This window comes from Microbacterium sp. AK009 (assembly GCF_013410955.1).
Lineage (GTDB): Bacteria > Actinomycetota > Actinomycetes > Actinomycetales > Microbacteriaceae > Microbacterium.
The window spans coordinates 233,541-259,688 of the sequence record NZ_JACCCG010000006.1; the positions used below are offsets into that span (position 1 = coordinate 233,541).

Here is a 26,148-nt window from a genome sequence, read left to right on the forward strand (position 1 = left end):
CCGGTCAGTCCGCCGGGGTCAGCCGCAGCGTGTGCGTGGTCGTCGTCGCGACGGCGTCGGGCGTGAAGGCCCAGGGGAGCAGCTCCGCGCGCTGCCAGGCCGGAGTCTGATCGACGTAGTTCGGATGGAAGGCGTGGCCGCTCGCGCCGGTGAGATGGTGCCAGCTCGACCGGTCGAGGTCGGCGAGGTCGACGACCATGCGCATGGAGGGCACGGTCGCCGTCTCGAACCCCTGGCCGAGCACCCAGCCGGTCGCGTTCGCCACCGAAGAACCTCCGCCGACCGGGTAGGGGCCGCGGTTGAACAGCATCTCGATCGGCGCGATGCCCGAGGTTCCGAAGGTGTCGTTCTTCAGGTCGAGGGCGTGGAGGTCGCCCCACTCCCACATGGCGGGGTTGTCGCCCTGCAGCTCGACGAGCCGCGCGTAGGCGCCGGTGGCGCTCCGCTCGAGCATCTCGGCCTGGGTCGACACGTCGAGCCCCTCGTTCTGCCACCACGGTGACGACGCATCGGCGAGGAGCGTGTCGACGACGAGGAACATGCGGGCCTGGTTGCCCGTGGGCGCGGGCGACTCGCGCTCGCGTACGAAGATGTTCTGCACCAGTTCGTCCCACAGCACGTTGGCGTACGCGGCCGCAGCCGAGCCGGCGTGGTTCTGGCCGTCCCACCCGCCGAGGAGGTCGAGCGCGGCATCGGTTCCCTCGTCACCGGTGCGCACATCCGCGTAGGCGGCGATGAGGCGCGGGCCCACCCACATCGCGTTGTCGGCCTGGATGTCGCGCATGTCGGTCGCGGTCAGCGGGCCTTGGGCGATCCGGCGCTCCAGCATCTCGGTGATGCGCGCCGCGCGCCATCCGTAGTCCCAGTCGCGAGTGAGCTGATAGGAGTAGTCCTCGCCCACGATGGCGTTGTTGGCGGTGACGATGTACCCGGCTTCCGGGTTCAGCGAGACCGGGAGTTCCTCGAAGGGGATGTAGCCCTGCCAGGCGTAGGCGGACTCCCACCCCGGCTGCGGCAGCGACCCGTCGCCGGCACCGCGGATCGGCAGCTTGCCCGGCGTCTGGTAGCCGATGTTGCCCGCCGTGTCGGCGTAGACGAGATTCTGGGCCGGCACGTCGAAGAGCGACGCGGCGGTGCGGAACGAGTCGAAATCGCTCGCCTGGTTGAGGGCGAAGATGGCGGTCGCGGTCGTGCCGGGCTCGAGGGCCGTCCACCGGAGGCTCACGGCGTACTCCCCGTCGGGGGCACCGCCCGGCGCGGCGGGGGCGCCCTCCGTGCCGACGAACGGGGCGTCGGCGATACCGGCGTACTCGTCGCTCGCGTCGGAGATGAGCGGACCGTTCTCTGTCGCGCGCACCGTGATCTCGACATCGTCGCCCCCGGCGACCTCGATGGTCTCCGGCCGCGTCGTGAGCGGCAGCAGCTGCCCGTCGCGCCAGTAGGCGTCATCCTGCACTCGCTCGAGGTACAGGTCGGTGACGTCGGTGGTGAGGTTGGTGAAGCCCCACGCGATGTCGGCGTTGTGGCCGATGATGACGCCCGGCATCCCGGAGAACCCGAAGCCGGCGACGTCGAAGGGGCAGTTCTGCCGGACGCGTTCGCACTTCAGCTGCACCTGGTGCCAGACGCTCGGGAGCGACGCGCCCAGGTGCGGGTCGTTGGCCAGGAGCGGCATGCCGGTGTCGGTGAGAGACCCCGACACGACCCACGAGTTGGAGCCGATGCCCTCGCCGATCGGCCCGACGAGGGTGCTCACGGCCGCGACGACGTCGCCGACCTCGGCCCAGTCGACGGAAGCCTCGACGACCGGTGCGTTCTCGGCCGTTCCGCTCGCGCTCGCCGGCAGGGGGGTACCCGCCTCGTTGAGGACGGGGACGATCACGGGGTTCCGGTCGAACGGGTAGGTCGGATACAGGTCGGCGAGTTCGTCGGGAGTGAAGGATGCCGCGGCGACCGCGCGCGTGGTCTCGTCGCCGATGTTCGAGCGGAGGTCCCAGGCCATCGCCTTCAGCCACGCGACGGAGTCCTCCGGCGTCCACGGCTCGATCTCGTAGTCGGGGTTCTGGAGTCCAAGGACGGCGTACTCGAAGGAGGCGTCCGCACCCTGATGGTCGGCGAGGTAGGCGTTCACCCCGTCGGCGTAGGCGTCGTAGTACGCGCGGACGGTCGGGTCGAGCGCCGCCACCTCCTGGGCGGCGACCTCGCGCCATCCGAGGGTCCGGAGGAAGATGTCGGTCTGCAGCTGGGATTCCCCGAAGAGCTCCGACAGTCTGCCGCTCGTGACGTGACGGCGGAAGTCCATCTCCCAGAACCGGTCCTGCGCGTGGACGTATCCCTGGGCGTAGAAGAGATCGCGGGAGGTCTCGGCGGTGATGGTCGGGATGCCGAGGGCATCGCGCTGCACGCTCACTTCGGCAGTGAGGCCGGAGAGGGCCTTCTCGCCGTCGAGCTGGGGGAAGGACCGCTGCACGGAGTAGACGACGACGCTCGCCGCGATGAGCGCGAGCACGACGAGGCCGACGAAGACGGCATAGGCGGTGATCGCGATGCGGCGGCCGAGGGATCGCTTCGCGGGGGGTTCGGGCTCGTCGAACGGCTCGACGTCGTCGATCACGCCTGCGGGCTTCGTCATCGAAGGAGACCTCCAGTCGCGAGACCCGGTGTCAGACGGCGTGGGCCTCGGTGCCGTTCGGGCGGCACCGGAGAATCGTAACCCGTCGGTCGGGGCGCGCGGTCAGTCGGTGCCGGCGTCGAAGGCCGCGGCCTCCGAGGCGGCGTCGGTCGCTTCGGCCAGGCGACCCCGCTCGTCGGGCTCGGCCGGTTCGATGATCTCGTCGGCCCCGCCCCGCTCGAGCTTCCCGACCAGCTCCCCGGTGGCGCCGCCGATGAGGCCCATCCCGGCGAACAGCTCGAGACGCGCGCGCGAGTCGGCGATGTCGAGGTTGCGCATCGTCAGCTGCCCGATCCGGTCGGTGGGGCCGAAAGCGGCATCTCCCACCCGCTCCATCGAGAGCTTCTCGGGCGCGTACGACAGGCCCGAGGCCACCGTGTCGAGGATCGTGTAGTCCTCGCCGCGACGCAGGCGCAGGGTCACCGTGCCCGAGATCGACGATCCGACCCACTTCTGGATCGACTCGCGCAGCATGAGCGACTGCGGCTCCAGCCAGCGCCCCTCGTACATCAGACGGCCCAGGCGCCGACCCTGCTCGTGGTAGGTCGCGAGGGTGTCTTCGTTGAGGATGCCGTTGACGAGGCGTTCGTACGCGATGAACAGCAGCGCCATCCCGGGCGCCTCGTAGATGCCTCGCGACTTGGCCTCGATGATGCGGTTCTCGATCTGGTCGCTCATGCCGAGGCCGTGGCGGCCGCCGACGGCATTGGCGGCGCGGACGAGTTCGACCGGGTCGCCGAACTCCTCGCCGTTGATGGCCACCGGGCGGCCGGCGTCGAAGGTGATGCTGACGTCTTCGGGGGCGATCTCGACGCCGTCGTCCCAGAATCGCACGCCCATGATGGGCTGCACGGTCTCGAGCGACACGTCGAGGTGCTCGAGGGTCTTGGCCTCGTGGGTGGCGCCCCAGATGTTCGCGTCGGTCGAGTACGCCTTCTCGGCGCTGTCGCGGTACGGGAAGCCGTGGGCGATCAGCCACTCGCTCATCTCGGTGCGACCGCCGAGCTCGGTGACGAAGTCGGCGTCGAGCCACGGCTTGTAGATGCGCAGCGCAGGGTTGGCGAGCAGACCGTAGCGGTAGAACCGCTCGATGTCGTTGCCCTTGTAGGTCGAGCCGTCGCCCCAGATGTCGACGCCGTCCTCCTTCATGGCGCGCACCAGCAGCGTGCCGGTCACCGCCCGTCCGAGGGGCGTGGTGTTGAAGTAGGTGCGGCCGCCGGAGCGGATGTGGAACGCCCCGCACGCCAGCGCCACGAAGCCCTCCTCGACGAGGGCGGTCTTGCAGTCGACCAGGCGCGAGATCTCGGCGCCGTACTGCAGCGCGCGGTCGGGGATCGAGGCGATGTCGTCCTCGTCGTACTGGCCGAGGTCGCCGGTGTAGGTGCAGGGCACGGCGCCCTTGTCGCGCATCCAGGCGACGGCGACGGAGGTGTCCAGTCCCCCCGAGAAGGCGATGCCGACGCGCTCGCCGACGGGCAGGGACTGAAGGACCTTCGACATGCCACCAAGTCTAGTGAGCGGGGGGTTTGCGCCCCGCGCCGTCGTGCGGGAAGGTTCTGTCATGGCGATGCATGTCAACGTCGACACGTTCGTGCGTGCCGAGACCGATCGGATGTTCGCCGACATCCAACGCGATGCCGGCGGAGTGAACGTGTTCCAGCACAGCCGCGAGCCCGCGGACGTCGCGCATCAGACCGTCATCCGGCTCAATCGCGACACCCTCTACAGCTTCGCGATCGTGGATCTGTCCGGGGGTGGCCGGGTGACGATTCCGGATGCCGCCGGCCGATACCTCTCGGTGATGGTCCTCGACCGCGATCACTACGTCCGCGCGGTGGTGCACGATCCCGGCGAGCACGACCTCGCGACCCTTGCGCCCGGCGCCGATCACGTGCTCGTCGCCGCGCGGACGCTCGTCGACCCCGATGACCCGCAGGATGTCGCCGAGGTCGCCGCCCTGCAGGATCGACTCCTGCTCGAGGCCGGGTCGTCCCAGGAGTTCGAGCCGGGCGACTGGGACACGGAGTCTCTGGATGCGACCCGCGACGCCCTGCTGACGCTCGCGCGGGGCCTTCGCGCGTTCGACCGCACCTTCGGCAACCGGGACGAGGTCGATCCGGTCCGCCATCTCATCGGCACCGCGGCCGGCTGGGGCGGCCTGCCGCTGTGGGAGGCCTCCTACCTGGGGGTCGATCCGCAGCTGCCCGTCGGGCACTACGAGCTCACGATGCGGGAAGTGCCGGTCGACGGCTTCTGGTCGGTGTCGGTGTACAACGCCCGCGGCTTCTTCGAGCCGAACCCCGAGGGGCGCTACTCGGTGAACAGCGTCACAGGCGTCCGCGATGAGGACGGCTCGATCACCGTGCGATTCACGCCTCCGGGCCAGGTCGAGGGGCCGAACGACATCCCGCTGCCGGAGGGATGGAACTTCCTCGTCCGTCTCTACCGCCCCCGCGCCGAGATCCTCGAGGGGCGGTGGCAGGTCCCCGACCTCGTGCGCGAGGCGGTGGACGACGCTCAGGCGCCGGAGGCGGAGACCTCCACGGAGGACACCCCCCGCTCGTGATCGCGGCGCCGCCCGACGGCGACGACGACCGCGGCGGTGACCACGATCCCGAGGGCGATGACGACGACCCAGAAGGCCACGCCCGTGTACCCGGCGAAGATGAGGTCGGGGTTGTTCGGGTTCAGGAACGGGTAGGGGTACCAGAAGGGCTGACCTGAGGCCGGGTTGGTGATGAGCGGGCCGCGCACGAGGGTGTACACCACCCATGCGATCGGAAAGATCAGGATGACGCCGACGTCGCGCCACGGCAGCGCGCGGCGTCCCGGGCCGAGGAACAGATCGAGCAGCAGGAAGAGCGGCGCGATCACGTGCAGGATCTCGTTCGACCAGGGCACCGTCACCCCCTGCGGGAGGGGCACGTTCCGCAGCAGGGTGTTGTAGACGACGCCGGTGATCACCATGTAGGTCGTGACGCTCGCGAGTGCCACGGCCACGGCAGCCGGATCGGCCGCGGGCGCGGCATCCGGTGTTCGCCTCCGCCGCACCACAGCCCAGCGCCCGCCGGCCCACAGAAGCACCACGGCGGCGGCGCAGTTGGAGAGGATCGTGAAGAAGCTGAAGAAGTTCGTCACCACCGTCGGCAGGTGCTGTCCGGCGTCGATGCCGATGCCGATGGTGCGGACGGCCTGTCCGATCACGGCGACGATGATCGCGACCGCGGCGAGGAGGCGCAGGACGTTCCACGCGGCGGCCCAGCGAGAGGATGCCAGCATGGGCCGACTCTAGCGGCGGTCCGGGGGCGTGGGGGGCTCGCCCGATAGGATCGGGTGTAACCGTCCGACAACGGGGGAGTGGGCCATGCCAGGCATTGTGATCGTCGGCGTTCAGTGGGGTGACGAGGGCAAGGGCAAGGCCACCGACCTCCTGGGTGAACGCACCGACTGGGTCGTGAAGTTCAACGGCGGCAACAACGCCGGACACACCGTCGTCATCGGCGACGAGAAGTACGCGCTGCACCTGCTTCCCTCGGGCATCCTGTCGCCGGGCGTGAACGCCGTCATCGGCAACGGTGTCGTGATCGACCTCGAGGTGCTCTTCGCCGAGCTCAAGGCGCTGCAGGCGCGCGGGCTCGACACGTCGCGGCTGCGGATCAGCGCCAACGCGCACGTGATCACGCAGTACCACCGCACGCTCGACAAGGTCACCGAGCGCTTCCTCGGCAAGCGCCAGATCGGCACCACGGGCCGGGGGATCGGCCCCGCGTACGCCGACAAGATCAACCGTGTCGGCATCCGCGTGCAGGACCTCTTCGATGAGAACATCCTGCGCCAGAAGGTCGAGGGGGCGCTGGATCAGAAGAACCACCTCCTGTTGAAGGTGTACAACCGGCGAGCGATCGCCGTCGAAGAGGTCGTCGAAGACCTCCTGTCCTACGCCGAGCGGCTGCGGCCGATGGTCGCCGACACGTCGCTGCTGCTCGATGAGGCGCTCGACCGGAACGAGGTCGTGGTGTTCGAGGGCGGCCAGGCGACCATGCTGGACGTCGACCACGGCACCTACCCCTTCGTCACGTCGTCGTCGGCGACCGCGGGTGGTGCCGCGACCGGGTCCGGAGTCGGCCCCCGGCGCTTGGACCGCATCGTCGGCATCGTCAAGGCGTACACGACGCGGGTGGGGTCGGGGCCCTTCCCGACCGAGCTGTTCGATGAGCACGGCGACTTCCTGCGCTCGCGCGGGTTCGAGTTCGGCACGACGACCGGCCGCCCGCGCCGCGTCGGCTGGTACGACGCCCCCATCACCCGGTACGCCACGCGCATCAACGGCATCACGGACCTCGTGCTCACCAAGCTCGACATCCTCACCGGGCTCGACGAGATCCCCGTGTGCGTGGCCTACGACGTCGACGGCGAGCGGTTCGAGGAGGTGCCGGTCAACCAGACCGACTTCCATCACGCCCGGCCGATCTACGAGATGTTCCCCGGCTGGAAGGACGACATCTCGGGCGCCCGCACCTTCGACGACCTGCCGCTGGCGGCGCAGGACTACGTGCTGGCGCTGGAGGAGATGAGCGGCACCCGCATCTCGGTGATCGGCGTGGGCGCGGCTCGCGACGCGGTCATCGTGCGGCACGACCTGGTCGACTGATGCGGTTCCTCGTCGGCGGGTACTCCGCCGACAGCGGCGGGATCGCCACCGGCATCGGGGTCCTCATCGCGGGCGAGCCCGAGTCAGGTTCGGCCGGGGGGCCGCTCGCCCTCGTCGGCGAGGCGGTCTCGGCGAGCTCGCCGTCGTGGGTCACCTGGAACGAGCGGACGGATGTCGCCTACGCGACCCTCGAGGCAGAGGGAACCGTGCAGGCCTTCCGCCGGGTCGGAGCGGAGCGTTTCGCCCCGCTCGGCGATCCCGTCGAGGCGGGGGAGGCGGTGTGCCACGCAGCGGTCTCGCCCGACGGCTCGACCCTCGTCGCCACGTGCTGGGGCGACGGGCGCGTGGTGCGCTACCCGCTTGCGGCCGACGGCCGGATCGGCCGGCCGTCGTTCGCGCCGGCCGCCGTGGATCCGGCGGCGCCGGGGGCTCCCACCGAGGCGGTGTCAGGTGTTGAGGCGGCCGCGGCCGAGGTCGGCATCGACCTGGCGGCGCTCGGCCTCGGCGGGCGCGGGGATGCCGGGCTCTTCGGCGGGCGCGGACTCGACGGTGTGGGCGGGGTCGACCTGTTCGGCGGCGCCGGCGCCGACGCTGTCGGCGGGGTCGGCGGCGGCGCGCTGTTCGGTGGGGCCGGCGGTGGTGCGCTGTTCGGCGGGGCCGGCGGCGGCGCGCTGTTCGGCGGGGTCCGCGGTGGTGGGGGTGTGGGCGGGGTTGACGGCACGGGCGACGCGGGCGGCGATGCCGAAGCGGCGGCCTTCCCGGGGCCCGGCGCGGAGCGGGAGCGCGTCTCGCGGGCCCATCAGACGGTGTTCCTCTCCGGCGGTCTCGTCGCGACATCCGATCTGGGATTCGACCTCGTGCGCTTCTGGCGCCTCGTCGACGGAAAGCTGCGACCGCTGCACGATGTCGTCCTGCCGTACGGCAGTGGCCCCCGGCACATGGTGTGGCACCCGAGCGGGCACCTGTACGTGGTGACGGAGTACAGCTGCGAGGTCTTCGTGCTCGCGCCCGATGCGAGCGGGCGCTGGCGTCTGGTGTCGGGGACGCCGCTCGGTGCCGGCACGCTTCCCGGCGACAGTGCCGCCGAGCTGGCGGCGTCGCGCGACAGCGGATTCCTGTACGCCGGAGTGCGCGGCAGCAACACGATCGCCGTCGTCGCGGTACGCGGCGCGGGGGAGACTCTTTCGCCCGTGGCCCTCGTCGAGGCGGGCGTGGACTGGCCGCGGCACCATCGCGTAGTGCGCGACACCCTGCTTATCGCCGGGGAACGCTCCGACGACGTGGTGTCGCTGACCCTCGACATCCGCTCCGGGATCCCAGGTCGGGTGCGCCATCGCGCGCCGGCGCCGTCGCCGACCTGCCTCACGCCCTTCGTCTGACCGTTTCCCGCGCGCCGCTCCCCGTCTGACCCGTGGCCGCGCGCCCCGCTGGCCGCCCGCCGGCCGCACCCATGGATGTGTCGTGGTGCGCGCGACCCGTTCCCCCGCGCGACCCTGGGCCGCCCGCCGGCCGCACCCATGGACGGGTCGTGGTGCGCGGGGACACCGCCCGAGCCCCGGCGGCGCGACGGATGCATGACCGATGGTGCCCGTGTGGCCGGGTGTGGCCGGTGCGACGTCGAACGGGCGACCGGCCATGCATCCGTCGCGGCATACGGGTCGTTCCGCGGCGTCCCCGGCGCCCCGGCGCCGCCGACCGCTATAGCTTCGCGTCCTGGCGCGGAATCACGACCTGCTTGATGATCAGCAGGATCGACGCCGTGACCGGGATCGCCACGAGCGCCCCGAGGAGGCCCAGCAGCGTGCCCCCGACGAGCGCGCCGATGACGACGAGCGCTCCGGGCACGGCGATCGCGCGGCTCATCACCCGCGGGGTAAGCACGTAGGCCTCGATCTGGATGTAGATCAGGTACGCGATGGCGAAGATCAGCGCGGTGAGGGGGTTCGTGAAGAGCGCGAGGATGCTGGCGAAGATCCAGTACAGCACCGGACCGACGAGGGGGATGAGCGTGATCGCGAACGCCGCGACCGCCATCAGCGCCGGGAAGGGCAGGCCGAGGAAGAGGTGGAGGAAGAACGCCACCAGCGAGTTGAAGAACGCCAGCACCACCATGCCCATGAGGTATCCGCCGATCGAATCGGTGATCTCATCGGTCATCGACCGCACCTTCGGGCGGTAGCGGGCAGGGCTCAGGCGGGCGAAGGCGACCTTCATGGTGTCCAGGGATGCCAGGAAGTACAGGCTCAGCACCAGCACGATCAGGATGCCCGAGACCGTCGTCGCGATGGTCGCGCCGACCTGCAGGACCCCGCCGCCGATCGCGGCGATGTTCGCGGGGTTGGTGATGAAGGTCTCGAACTCGCCCAGCAGGCTGCCGATCTGATCGCCGAAGGTGTCTTGCAGCCAGGCGTAGACGTCTGAAGTCTGGAAGGCGTTGATCGTCGACGGCAGGTCGGAGAGAAACTGCGAGATCTGTCGCACCAGCGTCGGGACGACGAGCGACACGACCCCGACGACGATGACGACGAACCCCGCGAAGACGATGAGGATCGCCCACCCTCGTCCGAGTCCGCGCCTCTCGAGGAAGCGCACGATCGGGTCGAGCCCGAGCGCCGCGAACAGGGCGAAGGCGATGTAGATCAGCACTGTGGAGAGGTTGATGAACGCGACGCCCAGTCCGAGCGCGACGAGTCCCCCCAGGGTGACGAAGAAGCCGAACGCGAACGGGTTGTTCACGCTGGTGAAGAGGGTGCGCCGTCGGACGTAGGTCGACTCGACGGGGGACTCGGACGCGTCGGTCTCAGGGTCGTCCGCGGGTGGCGAGGCGGGCGCGCTGGCGTCGTTCATGGTCACACTCTAGGGGCGCGTGCCGCGCACCCTCGGCGGCACTCGGAGCCTCGCGGTATGGTCGTGGATCGGGGAGGGATAGCCCATGACGACTGAAGATCCGACGACCACTCTGCTGAGGTTGCGCGCGAGCATCGACAACGTCGACGCGGCGTTGGTCTTCCTCCTGGCCGAACGCTTCCGCTGCACGCAGCAGGTGGGCGAGCTGAAGGCCGCGCACGGGATGCCGGCGTCCGACCCCGGGCGCGAGGAGCAGCAGATCTCCCGTCTCAAGCGGCTGGCCCAGGAGGCCGACCTCGATCCCGAGTTCGCCGAGAAGTGGTTCAATTTCGTCGTCGCCGAGGTGATCCGCCACCACACCGCCGCCGGCGCCGTGAGCGAGGGGCGCTGACATGGTCGATCGGCTCGAGATCGGGACCCTCCTCGAGGCGGCCGACCCGACCCCCGCGCAGGTGCTCGCACGGAAGCTCAATCGGCACACCTTCTGGTGCGGGCAGAGCGGGTCGGGGAAGACCTATGCGCTCGGTGTACTGCTCGAGCGCGTCATCCTGCACACCCGTCTGCCCCTGGTCATCCTGGATCCGAACTCGGATTTCGTCGGCCTCGGCACGGTGCGGGAGGGTGTGGATGACGCGGTGCGCGCCGCCTGGGACGAGCGCGACATCCGCGTGTTCCGCCCGGGGCGCGATCGCCCCGACGCCCTGCAGGCGCGATTCCTCGACATGCCGTGGCGCTCACGCGCGGCGCTGCTTGAGCTCGACCCGGTGCGGGACGCGGAGGACTTCAACGCTCTGCTCAAGCTCGAGGGCGAGATGGACGTCATCCGCCGGGGGAGCCTGGTCACCTACCTGCGCTCGGGTGAGGACCCGGCCCGTCACCGCCTCGCGACCAGGCTCGAAAACCTCGGCCTCGGCGGCTGGGGCCTGTGGGCGTGGCGGGGCCGGAGCGTCACCGATGACATCCGCGAACAGCCCGACGCGACGGTGCTCGACCTCGGCGGCTTCCCCACGCGCGCCGAGATGCTCGCCGCGGCGCTCGCGGTGCTCGATCACCTGTGGGAGAACCGGGCCGACCGGGTGGGCCGACTGATCGTCATCGACGAGGCGCACAACCTCGTCCAACCGGATCCGACGACCCCGGTGGAGCGCGAGCTCACCGAGCGCATCGTGCAGATCGCCGCCGAGGGCCGCAAATACGGCCTGTGGTTGCTGCTGTCCACCCAGCGCCCCTCGAAGGTGCACCCCAACGCCCTGTCGCAGTGCGACAACCTGGCCCTCATGCGGATGAGCTCGCCGCGCGATCTCGCCGAGCTCGGCGAGGTCTTCGGGTATGCGCCGGCGGCGCTTGTCGAGCGCTCGCCGCTGTTCGCGCAGGGCCAGGCACTCTTCGCGGGCGGCTTCATCGAGACGGCGGGGCTGGTGCAGATGGGCGAGCGCCTGACCGTCGAGGGCGGCAGCGACGTGGGGGTCCCTATACGCTGACGGCGTCCAGGTCCCATCCGCTGAAGGCGTCCAAGACCCATTCGCTGACGGCGTCGAGGACCCATTCGCTGACGGCGTGCAGGTCCCATTCGCTTACACCCGGCGCTGCCGATGTCAAGGGCGGGAGGGATGTCGGGGGCCCGACGTACTCTCGAACGCATGTCCGACAACACATCCGGCGCCGAGACCCTCGGTGCGACATCGTCCGACGACACCACCAACCCCGCGGAGAAGGATCCGGCTGATTGGGTCACCGGCGATGAGCCCATGACCGCTCCCCAGCGCAGCTACCTCGACACTCTGGCCCGCGAGGCGGGGGAGGAGCTGTCAGCCGACCTCAACAAGGCCGAGGCTTCGGAGCACATCGAACGGCTGCAGGAGAAGACGGGCCGCTCTCCGAGCTGACCCGCCTTCTCCGCGAGCTTCGCGCGCCGCGCACGCCTCAGGGCGTCGCGCGGCGCAGCGTCGCGAACGCGGCCGCGGCGAGGGCGGCGGCTGCGACGAGGCCCCAGGCGGCCATCCCCAGCGGACCCTGCTCGCCGATCCACGTGAACACCTGACCCCAGGCGTTCAGCCGTCCGACGACGAACATCGCCGCGACGAGGACGACCCCCAGGCCGATGAGGCTCACGGTGAAGACCGTGGGGCCGAAGCGCTTGTAGACGGTGGCCCCCGTGAAGCCGAGCGTGAACATCAGCATCGCGATGGCGAAGAAGATGAACGCGGCGCCGAGCGGACCGCCCTGCCAGATCTCGGCGGAGTAGAAGAAGTAGCCGTTCAGCCCCCATCCCTGGGTGAGCGTCTCGATCCAGCCGCCGATGACGAAGACCACCGCGAGGCTCGCGGCGCTGAACGCAGCGATGAGATACGTGCCGAAGAAGAACTCGCGGCGCGTGACGCTCATGGCCTGCGAGAAGGGGAATGTCAGGGTGAGCGCCTGAACGCCAACCACAGCGAGGTACCACAGCGGTGCCTGGGCGCCGCCGCCGTAGAAGTTCCCGGTCACGCCTGACCCGGCGAGAATCCACCAGATCGCGACGGACAAGATGAAGGCGCCGCCCAGCACGAGGAGAGGCACCCAGACGTACGTCTGACGATTGATCAGCTGCATCCGGACGACGCGCAGCGTGCGGTTCATCGGAGTGCTCCTTCCTCGAGCGAGGTCGACGAGCCGCTCAGTCCGGCGGCGTGCTGGGTGGTGCGGACGATGAGCTGCTGCAGCGAGACGGGAGCGACATCCAGTCCTGCAGCGGCCATGCGCGTGCGATCGTCGGCCGAGAGGCGCCCGAGCACCGTCACCGAGGTGGTGCGGCCGAGGCTCTGCCGGTGGATGATCTCGCGGCCGGCGGTGAAGGCTTCCACGGCCGCCGCGTCGCCGACGATGTTCGCTGCGCGGTCGCGGATCTCGTCCGTCTCCTCATCCATGACGATGCGGCCCCGGTCGATCACCAGCACCCGGCCGAGGAGGTTCGACACCTCGTCGATCAGATGACTGGAGAGGATGATCGTGCGCGGGTGCTCGGCGTAGTCGCTGAGCAGCCGGTCGTAGAAGATCTGGCGGGCGACCGCGTCGAGCCCGAGGTAGGGCTCGTCGAAGAAGGTGATCTCGGCGCGGGAGGCCAGGCCGATGATGACGCCGACCGCCGAGAGCTGACCCCGCGAGAGCTTCTTGATCGTCCGACCCTTCAGCGGCAGCTGGAAGTCGTCGACCAGCTGATCGGCGAGGTCCTGGTCCCAGTGGGGGAAGAAGAGTCGGGCCATTCGCAGCGCGTGACGCGGAGTCGCGTCATCCGGGTACTTCTGGCTCTCGCGAACGAAGCACATGCGCTCGAGCACCCGCGCGTTCTCGTAGGGGTGTTGACCGAAGACGCGCACGGTGCCGCTCGTGGCGAAGTTCTGCGCGGTGAGGATCGACATCACCGTCGTCTTGCCCGCGCCGTTGCGGCCGAGGAGGCCGTAGATGATGTCCTTTTCGATGGAGAAGCTGACGTCGTCGACTGCGACGGTGTCGCGGTAGCGCTTGGTCAGGTGCTCCACCTCGATCACGTGTGTCATCGTGGTGTCCTTTCGAAGCTCGGGGAACTCAGGGTCCGGTGACCGCGGCGCGGTCATTGATCAGGGCGGTCAAGTCGGCCGGGCCGAGGCCGAGCTTGCGGGCTTCGGCGAGCAGCGGTTCGACGTAGCGGTCGGCGAAGGCGGTGCGGCGCTCGTCGAGCAGGCGCTCGCGGGCGCCGGGGGCGACGAACATGCCGATTCCGCGCCGCTTGTACAGCACGCCCTTGTCGACGAGCATGTTCACTCCTTTGGCGGCGGTGGCGGGGTTGATGCGGTGGAAGGCGGCGAGCTCGTTCGTCGACGGCGCCTGGCTCTCTTCGGTGAGGCTGCCGTCGATGATCGCGTCCTCCACGCTCTCGGCGATCTGGAGGAAGAGCGCTCTGCCTTCTTCGACCACGTCGGCTCCTCACTGGTTAATTAGTTGACTAACTAACCATGCAACAATGACCGGGTCTGTGTCAACCCTGCGCGGCCACCCTCTCTCGCCGGAGTCGACAGCCGCCGTCGTGCTCCGTCTATCACGATCCTCCGCGAAGGCCCCGGCCGTTCCCGTGCGGCGAGCAGGGTGGCGCTGAGCGCCGTGATGGGGAGCAGGGCCGAGGGGCAGATCGTGACAGGGGAGCAGGGCCAGGAGGCTGCGAGGCTGCGAGGCTGCGAGGCCGCGAGGTGGCAAGCCCGAGACGCGCCGCGACCCCGAAAGGCCGGGAGGCGCCACGAGGCCGAAGGCCGCCGCGGGTCAGACGGACGGCGCGGGCGGCGCCGCGGGAGGCGCCGACGACGGGCGTGCGGGCAGCTCCTGCGCGACCTTCTTCTCCAGCACCTCGATCGCGTCATCCGACAGCAGGAGGAGGCCGTCGAGCTCCTCGCGCACGCGGCGATAGGCGAGCTGCCGCTCGGCAGGGGTCGCCGCCTCATCGATCGCGACCGAGAGGAGCTGCTGGGCGGTGTCGAGGCGCTTTCGCTCCTCGGCGCTGAAGTTCGCGTCCTTCAACCGGCGCGCGTCGCGCTCGGCCAGGTCGAACGCGACCTCGTAGTCGGTCACCGCCTCGCGGTACTCCCGCAGCTGCTCGGGACTGATCCGTGCCGTCGCCGACGGCGGCCGCAACCGGTCGGCGACGCGCTTCGCGCGAAGGAACGCCGCCGTCAGCGGCTGGCGTCCGTCGCTCATCGCGGGGAACGCGATCAGTTTGGCGACATCCAGTTCGTAGTCGAGCCAGCGGGCCGTGACGTCGTCATGGACGGCGAGCAGTTGCGTGAGAGTGGCGTCGGCCGAATCGGATGCCGCGCGGCCGGCGTCGCCGCCGGAGCCACCCGCCGTCGTGGCCCCCGCCATGACCGCGGGGATCGCGCCGGAGCGCAGTTCGGCCTTGGCCCGCATCTTCTCCAGGCGCCGCCGGTGACGACGCTCCGACGCGCGGTCGAGGGACTTGATGGCACCGCCGATGGCGGCGCCGATCGGGAAGATCAGCCACCAGAACATCCAGATGTTCGACCAGTCCACCCGTCATCCCCACTCGATCGTCATCGGCGCATCCCCGCGCGCGTCAGTCCTGCGGCCGTCGCGCTCCGCGCGAGGGGACGGGCCACACGGAAGCCCCTCGAGGCTGCGGTGGGCGGTTGTCGTTGGCATCGGCGGCGGAGCCGGGCGACGCCGAGTCGGTCCGCGACGCGGTGCCCGTGGCATCCGTCCGTCCGCCGGCATTGGTCCTTCCGCCGGCATCCGTCCGTCCGCCGGCATCCGTCCGTCCGCCGGCACGTTCGCGGTTCCGGGCGTTCGACTCCGCGACGCGCGCGATCGCCTCGGTCCCGCGGGCGATCACGGTCTGCGCGACCGACTGGGCGAGATCGGCCCAGTGCGGATCATCCTGGCGTGAGGGGCCGTCGCCGGCTCCCGCCGCTCGCCACGCCTCACGCTCGGCGCGCTCGAACAGCTTGCCGAGGTGCTCGACCGCCGCACGGTACTGCGCGAACTCGACCGGCGTCATGCGGGTGACGGCCGTGGGCGGGCGGAGTCGGCTGGCCTCGGCGCGGGCGGCGAGGTAGGCCGCCGTCGACGGCTGACGCACATCGCTCATCGCGGGGAACGCGATGCGCTTGGCGGGGTCGGTCTCGTACTCCAGCCACCGGGCGTCGATGGCGGTGTGAGCGGCCATCAACCGTGCCAGGGGCAGGGTGTCGGGGGTCGCCTTCGCGCGGGGGATCGTCGCCCGTGCCGCCGACACCTGGATCCGGCGGAGGCGGATCTCGGCATGTGCGGCGCGCACCTCGCGCTGGGCCTGCTGCAGTCGCTGCCGGGCGAGGGTCACCTCGGATGCCGGGACGCGGTCGGCCGCTCGATCGGCATGTGCCCGGGCGAGCTCTGCCCGCGCGACGCGCACCTCGACGCGCGAGGCGGTGACGACGTCGCGCGCTTCGCGCAGCTCGTGGCGGGCAGCGTGGAGGGCGAGCCGTCGCGATCCCTTGGTGCGCTGATGGCGCAGCCCGAACCATCCGATGGTTCCAGCGCCGGCTGCCGACGCTCCGATCCACCAGAATTCGGCGATGACCGTGAACGGGTCCACCCGGCCATGCTAGTCACGGTGGCTGGACGCGGGCCACGAGTTCTGCGGCACGCGCCGCGCGCACACGGGAGGAGATCGGCGCACCGGAGGGCGAGACGCCGCTCCGCGTCCTCCCGTGCGTCGATCTCCTCCCGTGTGCGCGGGCGAGCGCCCGAGCGCGGAGGGAGGGAGGGGCGGCGGGCGAGCGCCCGAGCGCGCACGGGAGGAGGGTAGCGGGCGGGGGCCCGAGCGCGGAGGGAGCGAGAGGCAGCGGGCGCGTGCCGCGCGCCGCCCGCGCAGAGAGGTTCCGGGGGACGCGTCAGCCGAACAGCAGCGACAGCACCGTCGCCCCGCCGCCGACGAGGATGAGCGAGAGGATGACGACCCACGCCACCACCTTGATCCGGCGCTGGCGCGCGTCGCTGTACATGGCGAAATCGTCGTCGTTGCTCATCGGCTCTCCGTCCGGGGTCTCATCCAGTCTAGAGAGCGCCCCGCGGCATCCGTCCTCATCGAGAGCGCGAGCGCGCGACGATAGCCGACCGACCGGCAGGCGTCAACGCCGCAGTCGGATCGAACGCCGCTCGATAGATTTCCCAGCGACAGGGCCGAACCCGGCTCTGCCGACGAAAGGAGTGCGACATGGCGCGCATCATCGAAACCGTCGATGTCGATGTCCCGGTCTCCACGGCCTACAACCAGTGGACCCAGTTCGAGACCTTCCCCGAGTTCCTCAGCTTCGTCCAGTCGATCACCCAGCTGGACGACACCCACAACCACTGGCGCGTGAAGATCGGCACCGTCGAGCGCGAGTTCGACGCCGAGATCACCGAGCAGCACCCCGACGAGCGCGTCGCATGGCGCAGCACCGGGGGCGAGGACCACGCCGGTGTGGTGACCTTCCACAAGCTGAGCGACACCGAGACCCGCGTCACGGTGCAGCTGGATTGGGAGCCGCAGGGCTTCGTCGAGCACGTCGGGGACGTCCTCGGCATCGACGATCGCTCGGTCAAGAAGGACCTGGCGAACTTCAAGACGTTCATCGAGTCGCGCGGCGCCGAAACCGGCGCGTGGCGCGGTGACGTGCAGGCCTGATCCAGGACTGCAGGCGGGGGCCGGAAGAGCCGGGGGCGAGATGCTCCCGGCTCTTCGACGTTCGCGGGTCGTCAGCGCGCGGCGGGTTCGCTGACCGTCGGGCCGAAGGCGTCGGGGAGCGTCGCGCGAGAGATCATCGCGAGCTCCGGCACCGGCACCGAGAACAGTCCCTGCACTTCCAGCTCGGCGTCGCCGTCGGCGGGCGCGTCGGTCACGCCGATGCGCAGCACCGGGTACCCCCGGCCCTCGCACAGCCCTCGGAACTTCACGTCATCCTCGCGGGGCACCGACACCAGCACGCGTCCCGTGGACTCGGAGAAGAGAGCGGATGCCGCGTCGACACTGTCGCGCTCCATGATCTCCGTCAGCCACACCCGTGCTCCCACTCCGAACCGAAGCACGGAATCGGCCAGGGCCTGCGCGAGTCCACCGGTGGACAGGTCGTGCGCGCTGGAGACGAGTCCCTGCTGCGAGGCCGCGTGCAGCAGCTCGGCCAGGCGCTTCTCCTGCGCGAGGTCGACCGCCGGCGGGCGCCCGCCGAGGTGGTTGTGCACGGTCTCGGCCCACGCCGACCCGCTCAGCTCGGTCGACGTCACGCCCAGGAGGTAGATGTTCTCCCCGGCGTCCTGCCAGCCCGACGGGATGCGGCGGGCGACGTCGTCGATGATCCCGAGAACGCCCACCACGGGGGTGGGGTGGATCGGCTGATCGCCGGTCTGGTTGTAGAACGAGACGTTGCCGCCCGTGACCGGGACGCCGAGCTCGAGGCAGCCGTCGGCCAGCCCCTCGACCGCGCGGGAGAACTGCCACATCACCTCGGGATTCTCGGGGCTGCCGAAGTTCAGGCAGTCGGTCACCGCGGTGGGCTCGGCGCCGGTGACGGCGACGTTGCGGTACGCCTCGGCGAGGGCGAGCTTCGCGCCCTCGTAGGGGTCGAGCTGGCAGTACCGGCCGTTGCAGTCAGTCGCGATCGCGAAACCGAGGCCCGACTGCTCGTCGACGCGGATCATCCCGGCGTCGTCGGGGAACGACAGCGCGGTGTTGCCCATGACGTAGTAGTCGTACTGATTGGTCACCCACGACGGGTCGGCGAGATTCGGGCTGCCCACGAGCGCGAGGAACTGCTCGCGCAGGCTCGCCGGGTCGTTGTGGCGGGGGAGGGCTTCGGCGGAGTCGTCCCGCAGGCCGTCGATCCACGTCGGGTAGGCGACGGGGCGCTCGTACACCGGACCGTCGACGGCGACGGTGGACGGGTCGACGTTCACGATCTCCTCGCCGTGCCAGAAGATCTGCAGCCGGCCGTCGCCGGTGACCTCGCCGAGGACGCTCGTCTCGACATCCCACTTCGCGGTCACCGCGAGGAAGGCATCGAGCTTGTCGGGGGCGACGATCGCCATCATCCGCTCCTGGCTCTCGCTCATGAGGATCTCCTCGGGCGTGAGCGTGGGATCGCGCAGCAGCACCTTCTCGAGGTCGACGCGCATGCCCGACCCGCCGTTGGCGGCCAGCTCGCTCGTCGCGCATGAGATGCCGGCGGCGCCGAGATCCTGGATCGCCTCGACGAGCTCGTCGCGGTACAGCTCCAGGCAGCACTCGATGAGCACCTTCTCGGCGAACGGGTCGCCGACCTGCACCGCGGGGCGCTTGGTGGGGCCGGCGGCGTCGAAGGAGTCGGAGGCGAGGATGGATGCTCCGCCGATGCCGTCTCCCCCGGTGCGGGCGCCGAACAGCACCACCTTGTTGCCCGCGCCGCTGGCGTTGGCGAGCTTCAGATGCTCGTGGCGGAGGACGCCGACCGCGAGGGCGTTGACGAGGGGGTTCCCCTGATAGACGCGGTCGAAGACCGTCTCGCCGCCGATGTTCGGAAGGCCCAGGCAGTTGGCGTAGAACGAGATGCCGCTCGTCACGCCGTGGACGACGCGGGCGGTGTCGGGGTCGTCGATCGCACCGAAACGGAGCTGGTCCATCACGGCGACGGGGCGCGCACCCATGGAGATGATGTCGCGGACGATGCCGCCGACTCCGGTCGCAGCGCCCTGGAAGGGCTCGATGTAGCTCGGGTGATTGTGCGACTCGACCTTGAAGGTGACCGCCCAGCCCTCGCCGATGTCGACGACGCCGGCGTTCTGGCCCATGCCGACCATGAGGCGCTTCTTCATGTCGTCCGAGACCTTTTGGCCGAACTGGCGCAGGTAGATCTTGCTGGACTTGTAGGAGCAGTGCTCGCTCCACATCACGGAGTACATCGCCAGCTCACCGCTCGTGGGCCGACGTCCGAGGATCTCGCGGATGCGGTCGTACTCGTCGGGCTTCAGACCCAGCGCGGCGTACGGCTGCTCCTTCTCCGGGGTCGCGAGGGCGTTCGAGACGGTATCGGCCAAGGAGGCGGAGGGAGTGGTCACGCGGCTGAACTCCTGAGAATCGCGGGGCGCCGGACGCGATCAGTCTAGTTGCGCGCCCGACATCCCTTGCGAGGCCGTCCCACGCGCGATGCGTCAGGATTCGTTCGACCGACGTACGGATTCCGTGAGGGACGCCGTTCCGGCCGCGCCGGACGCGTAGACCGGAGGGCATGATCTTCGTGTCCTTTCTTCCCCATCTGCGAGGCCGGATGATTCCGCGGCGCTGCGGGCTCCTGCAGGCGACGGTCGACGCGACCCTCGCCGAGGAACAGGATGCCGCTGGAGCGCCGTCACCGGACGGGGTGACCCGATGAGCACGATCGAGCAGCGCTTCGGGGTCGAACGCACGGTCGGCGGTGACCCGCTCGGCGCGTGGACGGCGGGAGTGGAGGCTGTTCTGGAGCAGACCCCGGCGGTCAGGGTCCACGGCATCGACCTCGCGCATGCGTCGCGGCCGCGCGCCATCCGAGCCCTCGCCCACCAGCGCCTGACGATGTTGCAGCTCGCGCTGCTGCGGGACACCGCGGCCAGGCGGGTCCTCGTCGTGGTGCGCCTGGCCCTGGACTGCGACGAGTCGAGGGTCTGCCGCGGACTGGGGGCGGCAGTCGACTCCGTCCACAGCCGGGTGGAACGGGCTCAGGGTCGGCCGTTCGCGATCGCGGCGCTGGCGGTTCCGCGTGACACCTCGCCCCGCCGGGTGTGGCAGTGCATCGTGGAGGGCGCGCCGATCGTGCCCGATGGGGCGACGGCGGTCACCTGGCGTGACGCCGACGAGTGGGGCCTGAGGGCGGCGATCCAGAATCAGTCGCTCTGACCCACCTCGCGCCTCGGCTGCGGTCGGCGTAGGGTTCGCCGCATGCTGACCGTCGGATCCATCGTCATCCGCGTCGATGACCTCGACGCGCAGATCGCGTTCTGGACACAGGCGCTGGACTACGAGGTCCGGGAACCCCGGGATGTCGACTTCGCGCTGCTGCGACCGCGGAGCGGCCCGGGGCCGAACGTCTCTCTCGACGCCGTGCCGGCCCCCCGCGCGCTGCCGCCGAAGATCCACCTCGACCTCTACGCGGAGGATCAGGCCGCTGAGGTGGCACGGCTCACCGCGCTCGGCGCGAGGGTCGTGCCGTGGGACCGGATGCCGGAGGACGCGGACTTCGTGATCATGGAAGATCCCGAGGGAGTCCGGTTCTGCGTCATCGACGCGGCGGATCAGCTCTCCAGCACGAAGCCTGCGTGATGCAGCTGGTCGCCGTGGAACTGCCCGAAGGCCCAGAACCCTGAGTCGTCGAGGTAGGTGATCCTCGCCCCGTCGATCCAGAACCGTCCTGTCCAGGCGTCTCGCCGGCCGCCCCGGGTCTCGCTGTACCGGCCGTCGGGAGTCAGGAACTGCGTCATATCGCGACGCGGGTCGGTCCGCGCCGCGAGGCGCGGGTCGGAGGCGTCGAGCCCGGCGCCGGCCGGCCGCACCGCCCGGCCGTCCCGGACGATCACCGACCCGTCGACGACGACGGCGCGGAGTCGCTCGGGGCGGACGACGAGCATGCTCCGGATCTCGTCGGGCCTCACCCGGCCATCGATGACGGCGAACGTCGCCGGGTTTCCCGGCGTCAGGTCGAACGCATCGCGCGCAGGCGGATCCGGCGCGGCGAAGACGGTGTCGACGAACAGCGGCACGACCGAGGCGCCGTGCCCGTCGATGGCCGTCGATGAGGGCGCGTGGTCCTCCTCATCCTCGATCGTCGTCCCGCGGACGAAGAGGTCGCCGACGGCGGCGCCGGCGGGTGTCCGGTGGACGGTGGCACCGGCGACGATGAGGTCTGTCATTCCAGGGATGCTACGGCTCTCGCCTCCGCAGCGAGCCGACCGGTGTCGGCGCCGCGGTGATCGCCGAGGGAATGAATCTCGGAGCCCTGGGTTATTACGCATCGATCGGTGCATAAATAGACCCGTCGAAGGCTCGGGTCGCTGCGGCAGGTTCGCGAACGAGTGCGACGCCGACGATGGTGATGGAACGGTCGACAGCGGCCGACACCGAAGGCGATTCCCGACGGGCGAAGGGTCGCCGACGCCTCCAGCAGTGGCTGGTCCGATTCGGCGTACCGGGCGCGAGCATCATCGCGCCGTTCGCGCTGCCCACTCAACTGACCGCGGCGTTCTTCGTCGCGTCGGGCGTCAAAAAGGGGTGGGTGATTCTCTGGCAGGCTGTGGCGATCGTGCTGTGGACGGGTCTCGTCGCCGCTGCGGCACTGGGAGTCGTCAACCTCTTCGGTTGGCAGTGATCGCCCGGAGCATCACGCCCACACGTAACGCATGACGCTCGCGCTCGGACTGATCCCCGAGGGCGAGCGTCGTCGTCGCTCTCCGGGGCTTCCCTGGGGCGAGAGGATTAGGTTGATCTCATGGAGCAGCTGAGGCGCGGTCGCCCGCGATCCTTCGACTCCGACGCCGCCCTCGAGAAGGCCCTCTTCGTGTTCTGGGAGCACGGATACGAAGGCGCGAGCCTCGCGCTTCTCACCGAGGCGATGGGTATCTCGCGGAAGAGCATGTACGCCGCATATGGGAACAAGGAGGACCTCTTCCTGAAGGTCCTAGAGCTCTATGAGAAGGGCCCGGGCTCCTACGCGCGGGAGTCGGTCGCGGCGCCCACCGCGAGAGAAGTGGCTCGTGCGTTCCTCGACGGGGCCGTCCGGGCCGGTACGCAGCCCGACCTGCCGTCCGGATGCTTCGGGGTTCGCGCCGCTCTCGCCGTGGGCGTGACAGGGGGAACGGCGCAGGACATCCTCACGGCGTGGCGGGCTCGGACTCGATCCGACCTCAGCGATCGATTTCGACGCGCCATCGCCGAGGGTGACCTCCCGGCCGACGCCGATCCTGACCTGATCGCCCGGTATCTCACGGCGATCGCCGACGGGGTGTCCGTCGAAGCGGCCGGTGGGGCCTCGGCAAACGAACTTCAGCGGGTTGTCGACGCGGCGCTTCTGCACTGGCCGCCGAGCTGACCTGTCAATGCCGTCGGCCGAGGCCGCGCGAGCGGATAGCGTGAGTGCCGGTGCTCGAGTCACCGCGGCTGACGCGACTACTCGGGCGAGAGGAGAAGCGCACATGTCGGTAGGCCTGCTCGCCGTCGTCGATGACATCCTCACCGCAGCGTTGAAGGCGAGCGCGAAGACCGCGGGCGTCGTCATCGATGATGCGGCCGTCACGCCGCAGTACGTGCAGGGCATCACCCCCGCCCGCGAACTCCCGGTGGTGTGGAAGATCGCGCTCGGAAGCCTCGTCAACAAGTTCGTCATCATCATCCCGATCGCGCTCCTGCTCACCGCCTTCGCGCCCTGGGTGCTGCCGTTCCTCCTGATCATCGGCGGTGGCTTCCTCTGCTACGAGGGAGCCGAGAAGGTGCTCGAGTGGTTCGGGGCGCACCACGAGGCCGAGGATGACGAGCCGCGGGATGAGAAGAAGCTCGTGTTCGGAGCGATCCGCACCGACCTCATCCTCAGCACCGAGATCATGCTCATCGCCCTGACGAGCCTCGATCCGGATCTCGGGCTGGGGATGACCCTGGCCGCCCTCGCGGTCATCGGGCTCGGCATGACCGCGATCGTCTACGGCGCTGTCGCGCTGCTGGTCAAGATCGACGACATCGGGCTCCGCCTGATGAAGAGTCCGTCGCGTCGCGTCCGTCGCACCGGGGTGCGGGTCGTGGCGTCGATGCCCGCGGTGTTCCGTGTGATCAGCGTGATCGGAACGGTCGCGATGCTCTGGGTCGGCGGTCACCTCGTCATCGCCAACCTGGCCGAGACGTTCTGGCACGGCCCGTACGACCTCCTACACGCGATCACGCACCTGGTGGAGGCCGCAGGCCCGGTCGTGGTCTGGATCGTCGACGCCGCCGTCTCCGCCGTCTTCGGCTTCGTCGCCGGGTTGATCATCGTGGGCGCGGTGATGGGTGTCCGCCGGCTCCTGCCCTCAACGAGGCGAGCGACCGCACACCACTGAACTCGTCCCCGGGCTCCACGACCTCGGCCGACCGTCGAACAGCGGCGGCGTCACGAATGCGATCTAGCCCTGGATGGCGCCGATGATGAGGCCCATGAGCGTGAACGCAACGACGTTGTACCCGGCGTTGATCGCCCAGAGCCGGATCGATCTGCGCTCGAAGAGGTAGTTGACGCCCAGCGCGGCCGCGACCCAGGTGACGCCGACGGCGAGTCCCGCCGCGAGACCGAACCCCGGTCCGGCGGCGCCGATGAACGCCGCGAGGCTCGCGGCCATCACGACGGCGAGCAAAGCGGACCCGACGAAGATCCGCACTGCTCCGGTCGTGAGCTGCTCATCGTCCACCCCGGCCAGTCGCTGCCAGGGTTTGGCGAAGAGGAGGGAGTACCACAGGCCGCCCGCCCAGCAGGTCGCGACCCCGCGCGAGCAGGCGGTACGGCGCATCGGCGAAACTGACGATGAGGTGGATGCCGGGAAGCGGCACGATCCGCTCGAAGCGCCGCGGCGAGGGGGCGTGCAGCCACCAGAGTCGTTGGACGACCGATCGCGTCCGTGAAGTGGCCGGGCGTTCGACGTAGGCGGGCTCCACGGGGCGTGCACTCACCTCATTCGGTCGGGGCTTCCGGGCGGACTCTCACCCGATTGTTCCTCGCACCGTGCTCGAGTTCCACCAGTCCGAGAGCTTCCAGGAGTGGGGGGAGGTACATTCCGAAACGGCCGCGATACCCCTTCCGCTGCCCGTACCAGCCGCCGACCGGGTTGTCGGCGGATCGACCCCACGCCTCGACGGTGCCAGGTGCGGGGTCCTTCTTCTCGTCGGCCGCTCCGAGCGGCATCCAGTCACCGTGCGCACCGAGCATCGCGTGGAGGTCGTCGACCGCTCGGGCGAGGTAGGAGAGGCGGGTGCTCCCGACCTGGCAGACCAGGAGCGGCGGATCCGCGTCATCGTCGCGGTACAGGGTGTACTCCGATGTCAGGGGCGGGGTCTTCAGCCGCCACGGATCGTCCTTCGTTCCCGAGCCTGACCAGTGCTCAGTCATGGTGTCTTCTCCTCGTCGACGTAACCGGCATCGTCAGCCTGCCCGCCTGTCGATCGTGTCGTCTTGTACGTACGCAACGACGTTGGGTGCGAAGTCGTCGGGGCCGGACACGGGGTAGTAGCCGCGGTAGCCACGAGGAACACCGCCGGTGAATGCACGGAACTCACGGACGAGATGTGCCTGGTCGTAGTAGTGAGCATCGGCCGCGATGTCACCCAAGGAGACACGGGGGTCGACCATGAGGCTGCGCAAAGCCTTCTGGAAGCGGATGACGCGGGCGACCGTCCGGGGCGAGTACCCGAGGTGACGGGCGAACAGGCGCTGCACCTGACGCGGCGTCATGGTCGCGGAGGCAGCGATCACTTCCGTCGTCGCTTGGCCCTCAGAGTCGACGAGGACGGCAAGGGCGCGCTCGAATGCCGCCGTCGAGCCGCCACGCTCGAGCCGTTCGAGGAAGAAAGCGTCGAGCATCGTCGTGCACCCCGCCGTATCCTCCTCGTTGCGGAGACGGTCCTCCAGCTCGGCGACCGCGTCGCCGAGCACCAGCGTCGGTGCGGGCGTTCCGCCGTTCCACCGTTTCAGGTCGTCCCGCGCGAACGGCGCCAGTCCACCCAGACGGAAGCGAACCCCGACGATGCGGACGAAGCCCTGCTGGTGTATCCGGATCGGCACGAGACGCTGAAGGTCGAGGGTGGATTCGGCGATCTGCCTGCTCTTCCCGCCGATGACCTCGCGGACGTAGGGTGCCTCGAAGTTGAAGATCAGATCGGCGCGCGCGTCGACGAAGACGTCGACGCGGAGCTCCACCTCCTCGCCCGGTCCGTGCGAGACGAACCAGTAGTTCTCGATGTAGGGCTGCAGCGCTGGAGCCGGGTGGGCGAGCTGATACACACCCCAGAATCGCATGACCTCTGCTGAAGGACGAGCGATCTCGCCGATCGAGCACGTCAGCTGCCCCTTGACGGGTGTGGAGCGGGGGTCTAACGTACAACCAAATGGTTGCACAAACGGAGCTGACCGATGACGATCTCGACCGCGTGTTCCACGCGCTCGCCGCGGCGACGCGCCGCGACATCCTGCGGCGCGCCATCGAGGCCGAGCATTCGGTCTCGGGTCTGGCCCGTGAGTACGACATGTCGTTCGCCGCGGTGCAGAAGCACGTCGCGGTGCTCGAAGCGGCCGGCCTCATCGTCAAGCGCGCCGAGGGTCGGGAGCGGCTGGTCCGAGCGGATCCGGCCATGATCGCCCGCGCCCGCGCGTTGCTCGCCGCCTATGAGGAGCTCTGGCGCTCGCGCATCGCGCGGCTCGACCAGCTGCTCGCCGAAGATCCACCGACACCCACACCCGCAGCATCCAACGAAGGAGACTGA

General features: G+C 69.8%; 29 protein-coding genes. 14 read left to right on the forward strand and 15 right to left on the reverse strand.

Features of this window, described 5'->3' with window-relative positions; genetic code table 11:
* Nucleotides 1-4: 4 nt before the first annotated feature.
* Together HDC37_RS14780 and argG are read right to left on the reverse strand one after the other, a co-directional pair.
* On the reverse strand, nucleotides 5-2,632 hold the full coding sequence (locus tag HDC37_RS14780; RefSeq protein ID WP_179561149.1) for a penicillin acylase family protein: 2,628 nt from the start codon (nucleotides 2,630-2,632) through the stop codon (nucleotides 5-7).
* A 102-nt stretch (nucleotides 2,633-2,734) separates the two neighbouring features.
* Nucleotides 2,735-4,171: an argininosuccinate synthase gene (gene argG / locus HDC37_RS14785; protein WP_179561150.1), complete on the reverse strand. Its 1,437-nt coding sequence runs from the start codon at nucleotides 4,169-4,171 to the stop codon at nucleotides 2,735-2,737.
* 61 nt (nucleotides 4,172-4,232) lie between these two features.
* Between argG and HDC37_RS14790 the strand changes: the two genes are divergently transcribed.
* Nucleotides 4,233-5,237, forward strand: a complete 1,005-nt coding sequence (locus tag HDC37_RS14790) for a DUF1214 domain-containing protein (protein WP_179561151.1) — start codon at nucleotides 4,233-4,235, stop codon at nucleotides 5,235-5,237.
* Here HDC37_RS14790 and HDC37_RS14795 read toward each other — a convergent pair.
* A complete protein-coding gene (locus HDC37_RS14795; RefSeq protein WP_179561152.1) occupies nucleotides 5,189-5,950 on the reverse strand; it encodes a Pr6Pr family membrane protein in 762 nt (253 codons plus the stop codon). The two genes, HDC37_RS14790 and HDC37_RS14795, sit on opposite strands and share 49 nt — an antisense overlap.
* Before the next feature lie 85 nt (nucleotides 5,951-6,035).
* Here HDC37_RS14795 and HDC37_RS14800 point away from each other — a divergent pair, with 85 nt between their 5' ends.
* The gene (locus HDC37_RS14800) at nucleotides 6,036-7,322 is read left to right on the forward strand and encodes an adenylosuccinate synthase (protein WP_179561153.1); all 1,287 of its coding nucleotides are present in this window, start codon (nucleotides 6,036-6,038) and stop codon (nucleotides 7,320-7,322) included.
* Complete coding sequence (locus HDC37_RS17325; protein ID WP_257021533.1) at nucleotides 7,322-8,701, forward strand: lactonase family protein; 1,380 nt, start codon at nucleotides 7,322-7,324, stop codon at nucleotides 8,699-8,701. The genes HDC37_RS14800 and HDC37_RS17325 overlap by 1 nt, the downstream gene beginning before the upstream one ends.
* Before the next feature lie 319 nt (nucleotides 8,702-9,020).
* Here the strand turns inward: HDC37_RS17325 and HDC37_RS14810 are convergent, their stop codons facing one another.
* Complete coding sequence (locus HDC37_RS14810; protein ID WP_179561154.1) at nucleotides 9,021-10,169, reverse strand: AI-2E family transporter; 1,149 nt, start codon at nucleotides 10,167-10,169, stop codon at nucleotides 9,021-9,023.
* Nucleotides 10,170-10,254: 85 nt separating this feature from the next.
* Between HDC37_RS14810 and HDC37_RS14815 the strand changes: the two genes are divergently transcribed.
* The 3 genes from HDC37_RS14815 to HDC37_RS14825 all read left to right on the forward strand — a co-directional run bounded on the left by HDC37_RS14815 (nucleotide 10,255) and on the right by HDC37_RS14825 (nucleotide 12,055).
* Entirely contained in the window at nucleotides 10,255-10,560 is a 306-nt protein-coding gene (locus tag HDC37_RS14815; RefSeq protein ID WP_179561155.1) for a chorismate mutase, read from the forward strand.
* 1 nt (nucleotide 10,561) lies between these two features.
* A complete protein-coding gene (locus tag HDC37_RS14820; RefSeq protein ID WP_179561156.1) occupies nucleotides 10,562-11,650 on the forward strand; it encodes an ATP-binding protein in 1,089 nt (362 codons plus the stop codon).
* 159 nt (nucleotides 11,651-11,809) lie between these two features.
* Nucleotides 11,810-12,055: a DUF3072 domain-containing protein gene (locus tag HDC37_RS14825; protein WP_179561157.1), complete on the forward strand. Its 246-nt coding sequence runs from the start codon at nucleotides 11,810-11,812 to the stop codon at nucleotides 12,053-12,055.
* A 37-nt stretch (nucleotides 12,056-12,092) separates the two neighbouring features.
* Here the strand turns inward: HDC37_RS14825 and HDC37_RS14830 are convergent, their stop codons facing one another.
* From HDC37_RS14830 to HDC37_RS17330, 6 genes are all read right to left on the reverse strand, one after another.
* Nucleotides 12,093-12,788, reverse strand: coding sequence for a hypothetical protein (locus tag HDC37_RS14830; protein WP_179561158.1), 696 nt, complete (start codon nucleotides 12,786-12,788; stop codon nucleotides 12,093-12,095).
* Complete coding sequence (locus tag HDC37_RS14835; protein ID WP_179561159.1) at nucleotides 12,785-13,705, reverse strand: ABC transporter ATP-binding protein; 921 nt, start codon at nucleotides 13,703-13,705, stop codon at nucleotides 12,785-12,787. Before HDC37_RS14835 ends, HDC37_RS14830 begins: the two co-directional genes overlap by 4 nt.
* Before the next feature lie 28 nt (nucleotides 13,706-13,733).
* Complete coding sequence (locus tag HDC37_RS14840) at nucleotides 13,734-14,102, reverse strand: GntR family transcriptional regulator (protein ID WP_179561160.1); 369 nt, start codon at nucleotides 14,100-14,102, stop codon at nucleotides 13,734-13,736.
* A gap of 339 nt (nucleotides 14,103-14,441) precedes the next feature.
* Complete coding sequence (locus HDC37_RS14845) at nucleotides 14,442-15,206, reverse strand: hypothetical protein (protein WP_374939196.1); 765 nt, start codon at nucleotides 15,204-15,206, stop codon at nucleotides 14,442-14,444.
* Between the two features lie 43 nt (nucleotides 15,207-15,249).
* Complete coding sequence (locus HDC37_RS14850; RefSeq protein WP_179561161.1) at nucleotides 15,250-16,266, reverse strand: hypothetical protein; 1,017 nt, start codon at nucleotides 16,264-16,266, stop codon at nucleotides 15,250-15,252.
* Between the two features lie 298 nt (nucleotides 16,267-16,564).
* On the reverse strand, nucleotides 16,565-16,699 hold the full coding sequence (locus tag HDC37_RS17330; protein WP_257021534.1) for a hypothetical protein: 135 nt from the start codon (nucleotides 16,697-16,699) through the stop codon (nucleotides 16,565-16,567).
* A gap of 188 nt (nucleotides 16,700-16,887) precedes the next feature.
* Between HDC37_RS17330 and HDC37_RS14855 the strand changes: the two genes are divergently transcribed.
* On the forward strand, nucleotides 16,888-17,340 hold the full coding sequence (locus HDC37_RS14855) for an SRPBCC family protein (RefSeq protein ID WP_179561162.1): 453 nt from the start codon (nucleotides 16,888-16,890) through the stop codon (nucleotides 17,338-17,340).
* A 71-nt stretch (nucleotides 17,341-17,411) separates the two neighbouring features.
* Here the strand turns inward: HDC37_RS14855 and purL are convergent, their stop codons facing one another.
* The gene (gene purL, locus HDC37_RS14860) at nucleotides 17,412-19,742 is read right to left on the reverse strand and encodes a phosphoribosylformylglycinamidine synthase subunit PurL (RefSeq protein ID WP_179561163.1); all 2,331 of its coding nucleotides are present in this window, start codon (nucleotides 19,740-19,742) and stop codon (nucleotides 17,412-17,414) included.
* Between the two features lie 170 nt (nucleotides 19,743-19,912).
* On the opposite strand from purL, the gene HDC37_RS14865 reads away from it, so the two are divergent.
* From HDC37_RS14865 to HDC37_RS14875, 3 genes are read left to right on the forward strand one after another with little or no spacing between them, the layout of a single operon-like run.
* The gene (locus tag HDC37_RS14865; protein ID WP_179561164.1) at nucleotides 19,913-20,056 is read left to right on the forward strand and encodes a hypothetical protein; all 144 of its coding nucleotides are present in this window, start codon (nucleotides 19,913-19,915) and stop codon (nucleotides 20,054-20,056) included.
* Nucleotides 20,053-20,556 (forward strand): hypothetical protein, encoded by a 504-nt coding sequence (locus tag HDC37_RS14870; RefSeq protein WP_179561165.1) that lies wholly within the window; start codon nucleotides 20,053-20,055, stop codon nucleotides 20,554-20,556. Before HDC37_RS14865 ends, HDC37_RS14870 begins: the two co-directional genes overlap by 4 nt.
* Nucleotides 20,557-20,598: 42 nt before the next feature.
* Nucleotides 20,599-20,979 (forward strand): VOC family protein, encoded by a 381-nt coding sequence (locus HDC37_RS14875; RefSeq protein WP_179561166.1) that lies wholly within the window; start codon nucleotides 20,599-20,601, stop codon nucleotides 20,977-20,979.
* Here the strand turns inward: HDC37_RS14875 and HDC37_RS14880 are convergent.
* Nucleotides 20,952-21,566, reverse strand: coding sequence for an Atu4866 domain-containing protein (locus HDC37_RS14880; RefSeq protein WP_218869844.1), 615 nt, complete (start codon nucleotides 21,564-21,566; stop codon nucleotides 20,952-20,954). The two genes, HDC37_RS14875 and HDC37_RS14880, sit on opposite strands and share 28 nt — an antisense overlap.
* A gap of 182 nt (nucleotides 21,567-21,748) precedes the next feature.
* On the opposite strand from HDC37_RS14880, the gene HDC37_RS14885 reads away from it, so the two are divergent.
* The 3 genes from HDC37_RS14885 to HDC37_RS14895 all read left to right on the forward strand — a co-directional run bounded on the left by HDC37_RS14885 (nucleotide 21,749) and on the right by HDC37_RS14895 (nucleotide 23,738).
* Entirely contained in the window at nucleotides 21,749-22,021 is a 273-nt protein-coding gene (locus tag HDC37_RS14885) for a hypothetical protein (RefSeq protein ID WP_179561168.1), read from the forward strand.
* A 120-nt stretch (nucleotides 22,022-22,141) separates the two neighbouring features.
* Nucleotides 22,142-22,741 carry a TetR/AcrR family transcriptional regulator gene (locus tag HDC37_RS14890; protein ID WP_179561169.1) on the forward strand — a complete coding sequence of 200 codons (600 nt, stop codon included), beginning with the start codon at nucleotides 22,142-22,144 and terminating at the stop codon, nucleotides 22,739-22,741.
* Between the two features lie 103 nt (nucleotides 22,742-22,844).
* The gene (locus HDC37_RS14895; protein ID WP_179561170.1) at nucleotides 22,845-23,738 is read left to right on the forward strand and encodes a DUF808 domain-containing protein; all 894 of its coding nucleotides are present in this window, start codon (nucleotides 22,845-22,847) and stop codon (nucleotides 23,736-23,738) included.
* A 63-nt stretch (nucleotides 23,739-23,801) separates the two neighbouring features.
* On the opposite strand, the gene HDC37_RS14900 is transcribed toward HDC37_RS14895, so the two are convergent.
* The 3 genes from HDC37_RS14900 to HDC37_RS14910 all read right to left on the reverse strand — a co-directional run bounded on the left by HDC37_RS14900 (nucleotide 23,802) and on the right by HDC37_RS14910 (nucleotide 25,684).
* Nucleotides 23,802-24,182 (reverse strand): DUF1761 domain-containing protein, encoded by a 381-nt coding sequence (locus HDC37_RS14900; protein WP_179561171.1) that lies wholly within the window; start codon nucleotides 24,180-24,182, stop codon nucleotides 23,802-23,804.
* 161 nt (nucleotides 24,183-24,343) lie between these two features.
* Nucleotides 24,344-24,778 carry a DUF6855 family protein gene (locus tag HDC37_RS14905; protein ID WP_179561172.1) on the reverse strand — a complete coding sequence of 145 codons (435 nt, stop codon included), beginning with the start codon at nucleotides 24,776-24,778 and terminating at the stop codon, nucleotides 24,344-24,346.
* 33 nt (nucleotides 24,779-24,811) lie between these two features.
* A complete protein-coding gene (locus tag HDC37_RS14910; RefSeq protein WP_179561173.1) occupies nucleotides 24,812-25,684 on the reverse strand; it encodes a helix-turn-helix domain-containing protein in 873 nt (290 codons plus the stop codon).
* Between the two features lie 89 nt (nucleotides 25,685-25,773).
* Between HDC37_RS14910 and HDC37_RS14915 the strand changes: the two genes are divergently transcribed.
* Nucleotides 25,774-26,148 carry a metalloregulator ArsR/SmtB family transcription factor gene (locus HDC37_RS14915; RefSeq protein ID WP_179561174.1) on the forward strand — a complete coding sequence of 125 codons (375 nt, stop codon included), beginning with the start codon at nucleotides 25,774-25,776 and terminating at the stop codon, nucleotides 26,146-26,148.

What these genes read in the sequence shown, in the direction of transcription:
- HDC37_RS14780 (WP_179561149.1), bottom strand. Translation starts at nt 2,632, where the DNA reads ATGACGAAGCCCGCAGGCGTGATCGACGACGTCGAGCCGTTCGACGAG.
- argG (WP_179561150.1), bottom strand. Translation starts at nt 4,171, where the DNA reads ATGTCGAAGGTCCTTCAGTCCCTGCCCGTCGGCGAGCGCGTCGGCATC.
- HDC37_RS14790 (WP_179561151.1), top strand. Translation starts at nt 4,233, where the DNA reads ATGGCGATGCATGTCAACGTCGACACGTTCGTGCGTGCCGAGACCGAT.
- HDC37_RS14795 (WP_179561152.1), bottom strand. Translation starts at nt 5,950, where the DNA reads ATGCTGGCATCCTCTCGCTGGGCCGCCGCGTGGAACGTCCTGCGCCTC.
- HDC37_RS14800 (WP_179561153.1), top strand. Translation starts at nt 6,036, where the DNA reads ATGCCAGGCATTGTGATCGTCGGCGTTCAGTGGGGTGACGAGGGCAAG.
- HDC37_RS17325 (WP_257021533.1), top strand. Translation starts at nt 7,322, where the DNA reads ATGCGGTTCCTCGTCGGCGGGTACTCCGCCGACAGCGGCGGGATCGCC.
- HDC37_RS14810 (WP_179561154.1), bottom strand. Translation starts at nt 10,169, where the DNA reads ATGAACGACGCCAGCGCGCCCGCCTCGCCACCCGCGGACGACCCTGAG.
- HDC37_RS14815 (WP_179561155.1), top strand. Translation starts at nt 10,255, where the DNA reads ATGACGACTGAAGATCCGACGACCACTCTGCTGAGGTTGCGCGCGAGC.
- HDC37_RS14820 (WP_179561156.1), top strand. Translation starts at nt 10,562, where the DNA reads ATGGTCGATCGGCTCGAGATCGGGACCCTCCTCGAGGCGGCCGACCCG.
- HDC37_RS14825 (WP_179561157.1), top strand. Translation starts at nt 11,810, where the DNA reads ATGTCCGACAACACATCCGGCGCCGAGACCCTCGGTGCGACATCGTCC.
- HDC37_RS14830 (WP_179561158.1), bottom strand. Translation starts at nt 12,788, where the DNA reads ATGAACCGCACGCTGCGCGTCGTCCGGATGCAGCTGATCAATCGTCAG.
- HDC37_RS14835 (WP_179561159.1), bottom strand. Translation starts at nt 13,705, where the DNA reads ATGACACACGTGATCGAGGTGGAGCACCTGACCAAGCGCTACCGCGAC.
- HDC37_RS17330 (WP_257021534.1), bottom strand. Translation starts at nt 16,699, where the DNA reads ATGAGCAACGACGACGATTTCGCCATGTACAGCGACGCGCGCCAGCGC.
- HDC37_RS14855 (WP_179561162.1), top strand. Translation starts at nt 16,888, where the DNA reads ATGGCGCGCATCATCGAAACCGTCGATGTCGATGTCCCGGTCTCCACG.
- HDC37_RS14865 (WP_179561164.1), top strand. Translation starts at nt 19,913, where the DNA reads ATGATCTTCGTGTCCTTTCTTCCCCATCTGCGAGGCCGGATGATTCCG.
- HDC37_RS14870 (WP_179561165.1), top strand. Translation starts at nt 20,053, where the DNA reads ATGAGCACGATCGAGCAGCGCTTCGGGGTCGAACGCACGGTCGGCGGT.
- HDC37_RS14875 (WP_179561166.1), top strand. Translation starts at nt 20,599, where the DNA reads ATGCTGACCGTCGGATCCATCGTCATCCGCGTCGATGACCTCGACGCG.
- HDC37_RS14880 (WP_218869844.1), bottom strand. Translation starts at nt 21,566, where the DNA reads ATGACAGACCTCATCGTCGCCGGTGCCACCGTCCACCGGACACCCGCC.
- HDC37_RS14885 (WP_179561168.1), top strand. Translation starts at nt 21,749, where the DNA reads ATGGAACGGTCGACAGCGGCCGACACCGAAGGCGATTCCCGACGGGCG.
- HDC37_RS14890 (WP_179561169.1), top strand. Translation starts at nt 22,142, where the DNA reads ATGGAGCAGCTGAGGCGCGGTCGCCCGCGATCCTTCGACTCCGACGCC.
- HDC37_RS14895 (WP_179561170.1), top strand. Translation starts at nt 22,845, where the DNA reads ATGTCGGTAGGCCTGCTCGCCGTCGTCGATGACATCCTCACCGCAGCG.
- HDC37_RS14900 (WP_179561171.1), bottom strand. Translation starts at nt 24,182, where the DNA reads ATGCGCCGTACCGCCTGCTCGCGCGGGGTCGCGACCTGCTGGGCGGGC.
- HDC37_RS14905 (WP_179561172.1), bottom strand. Translation starts at nt 24,778, where the DNA reads ATGACTGAGCACTGGTCAGGCTCGGGAACGAAGGACGATCCGTGGCGG.
- HDC37_RS14910 (WP_179561173.1), bottom strand. Translation starts at nt 25,684, where the DNA reads ATGCGATTCTGGGGTGTGTATCAGCTCGCCCACCCGGCTCCAGCGCTG.
- HDC37_RS14915 (WP_179561174.1), top strand. Translation starts at nt 25,774, where the DNA reads ATGGTTGCACAAACGGAGCTGACCGATGACGATCTCGACCGCGTGTTC.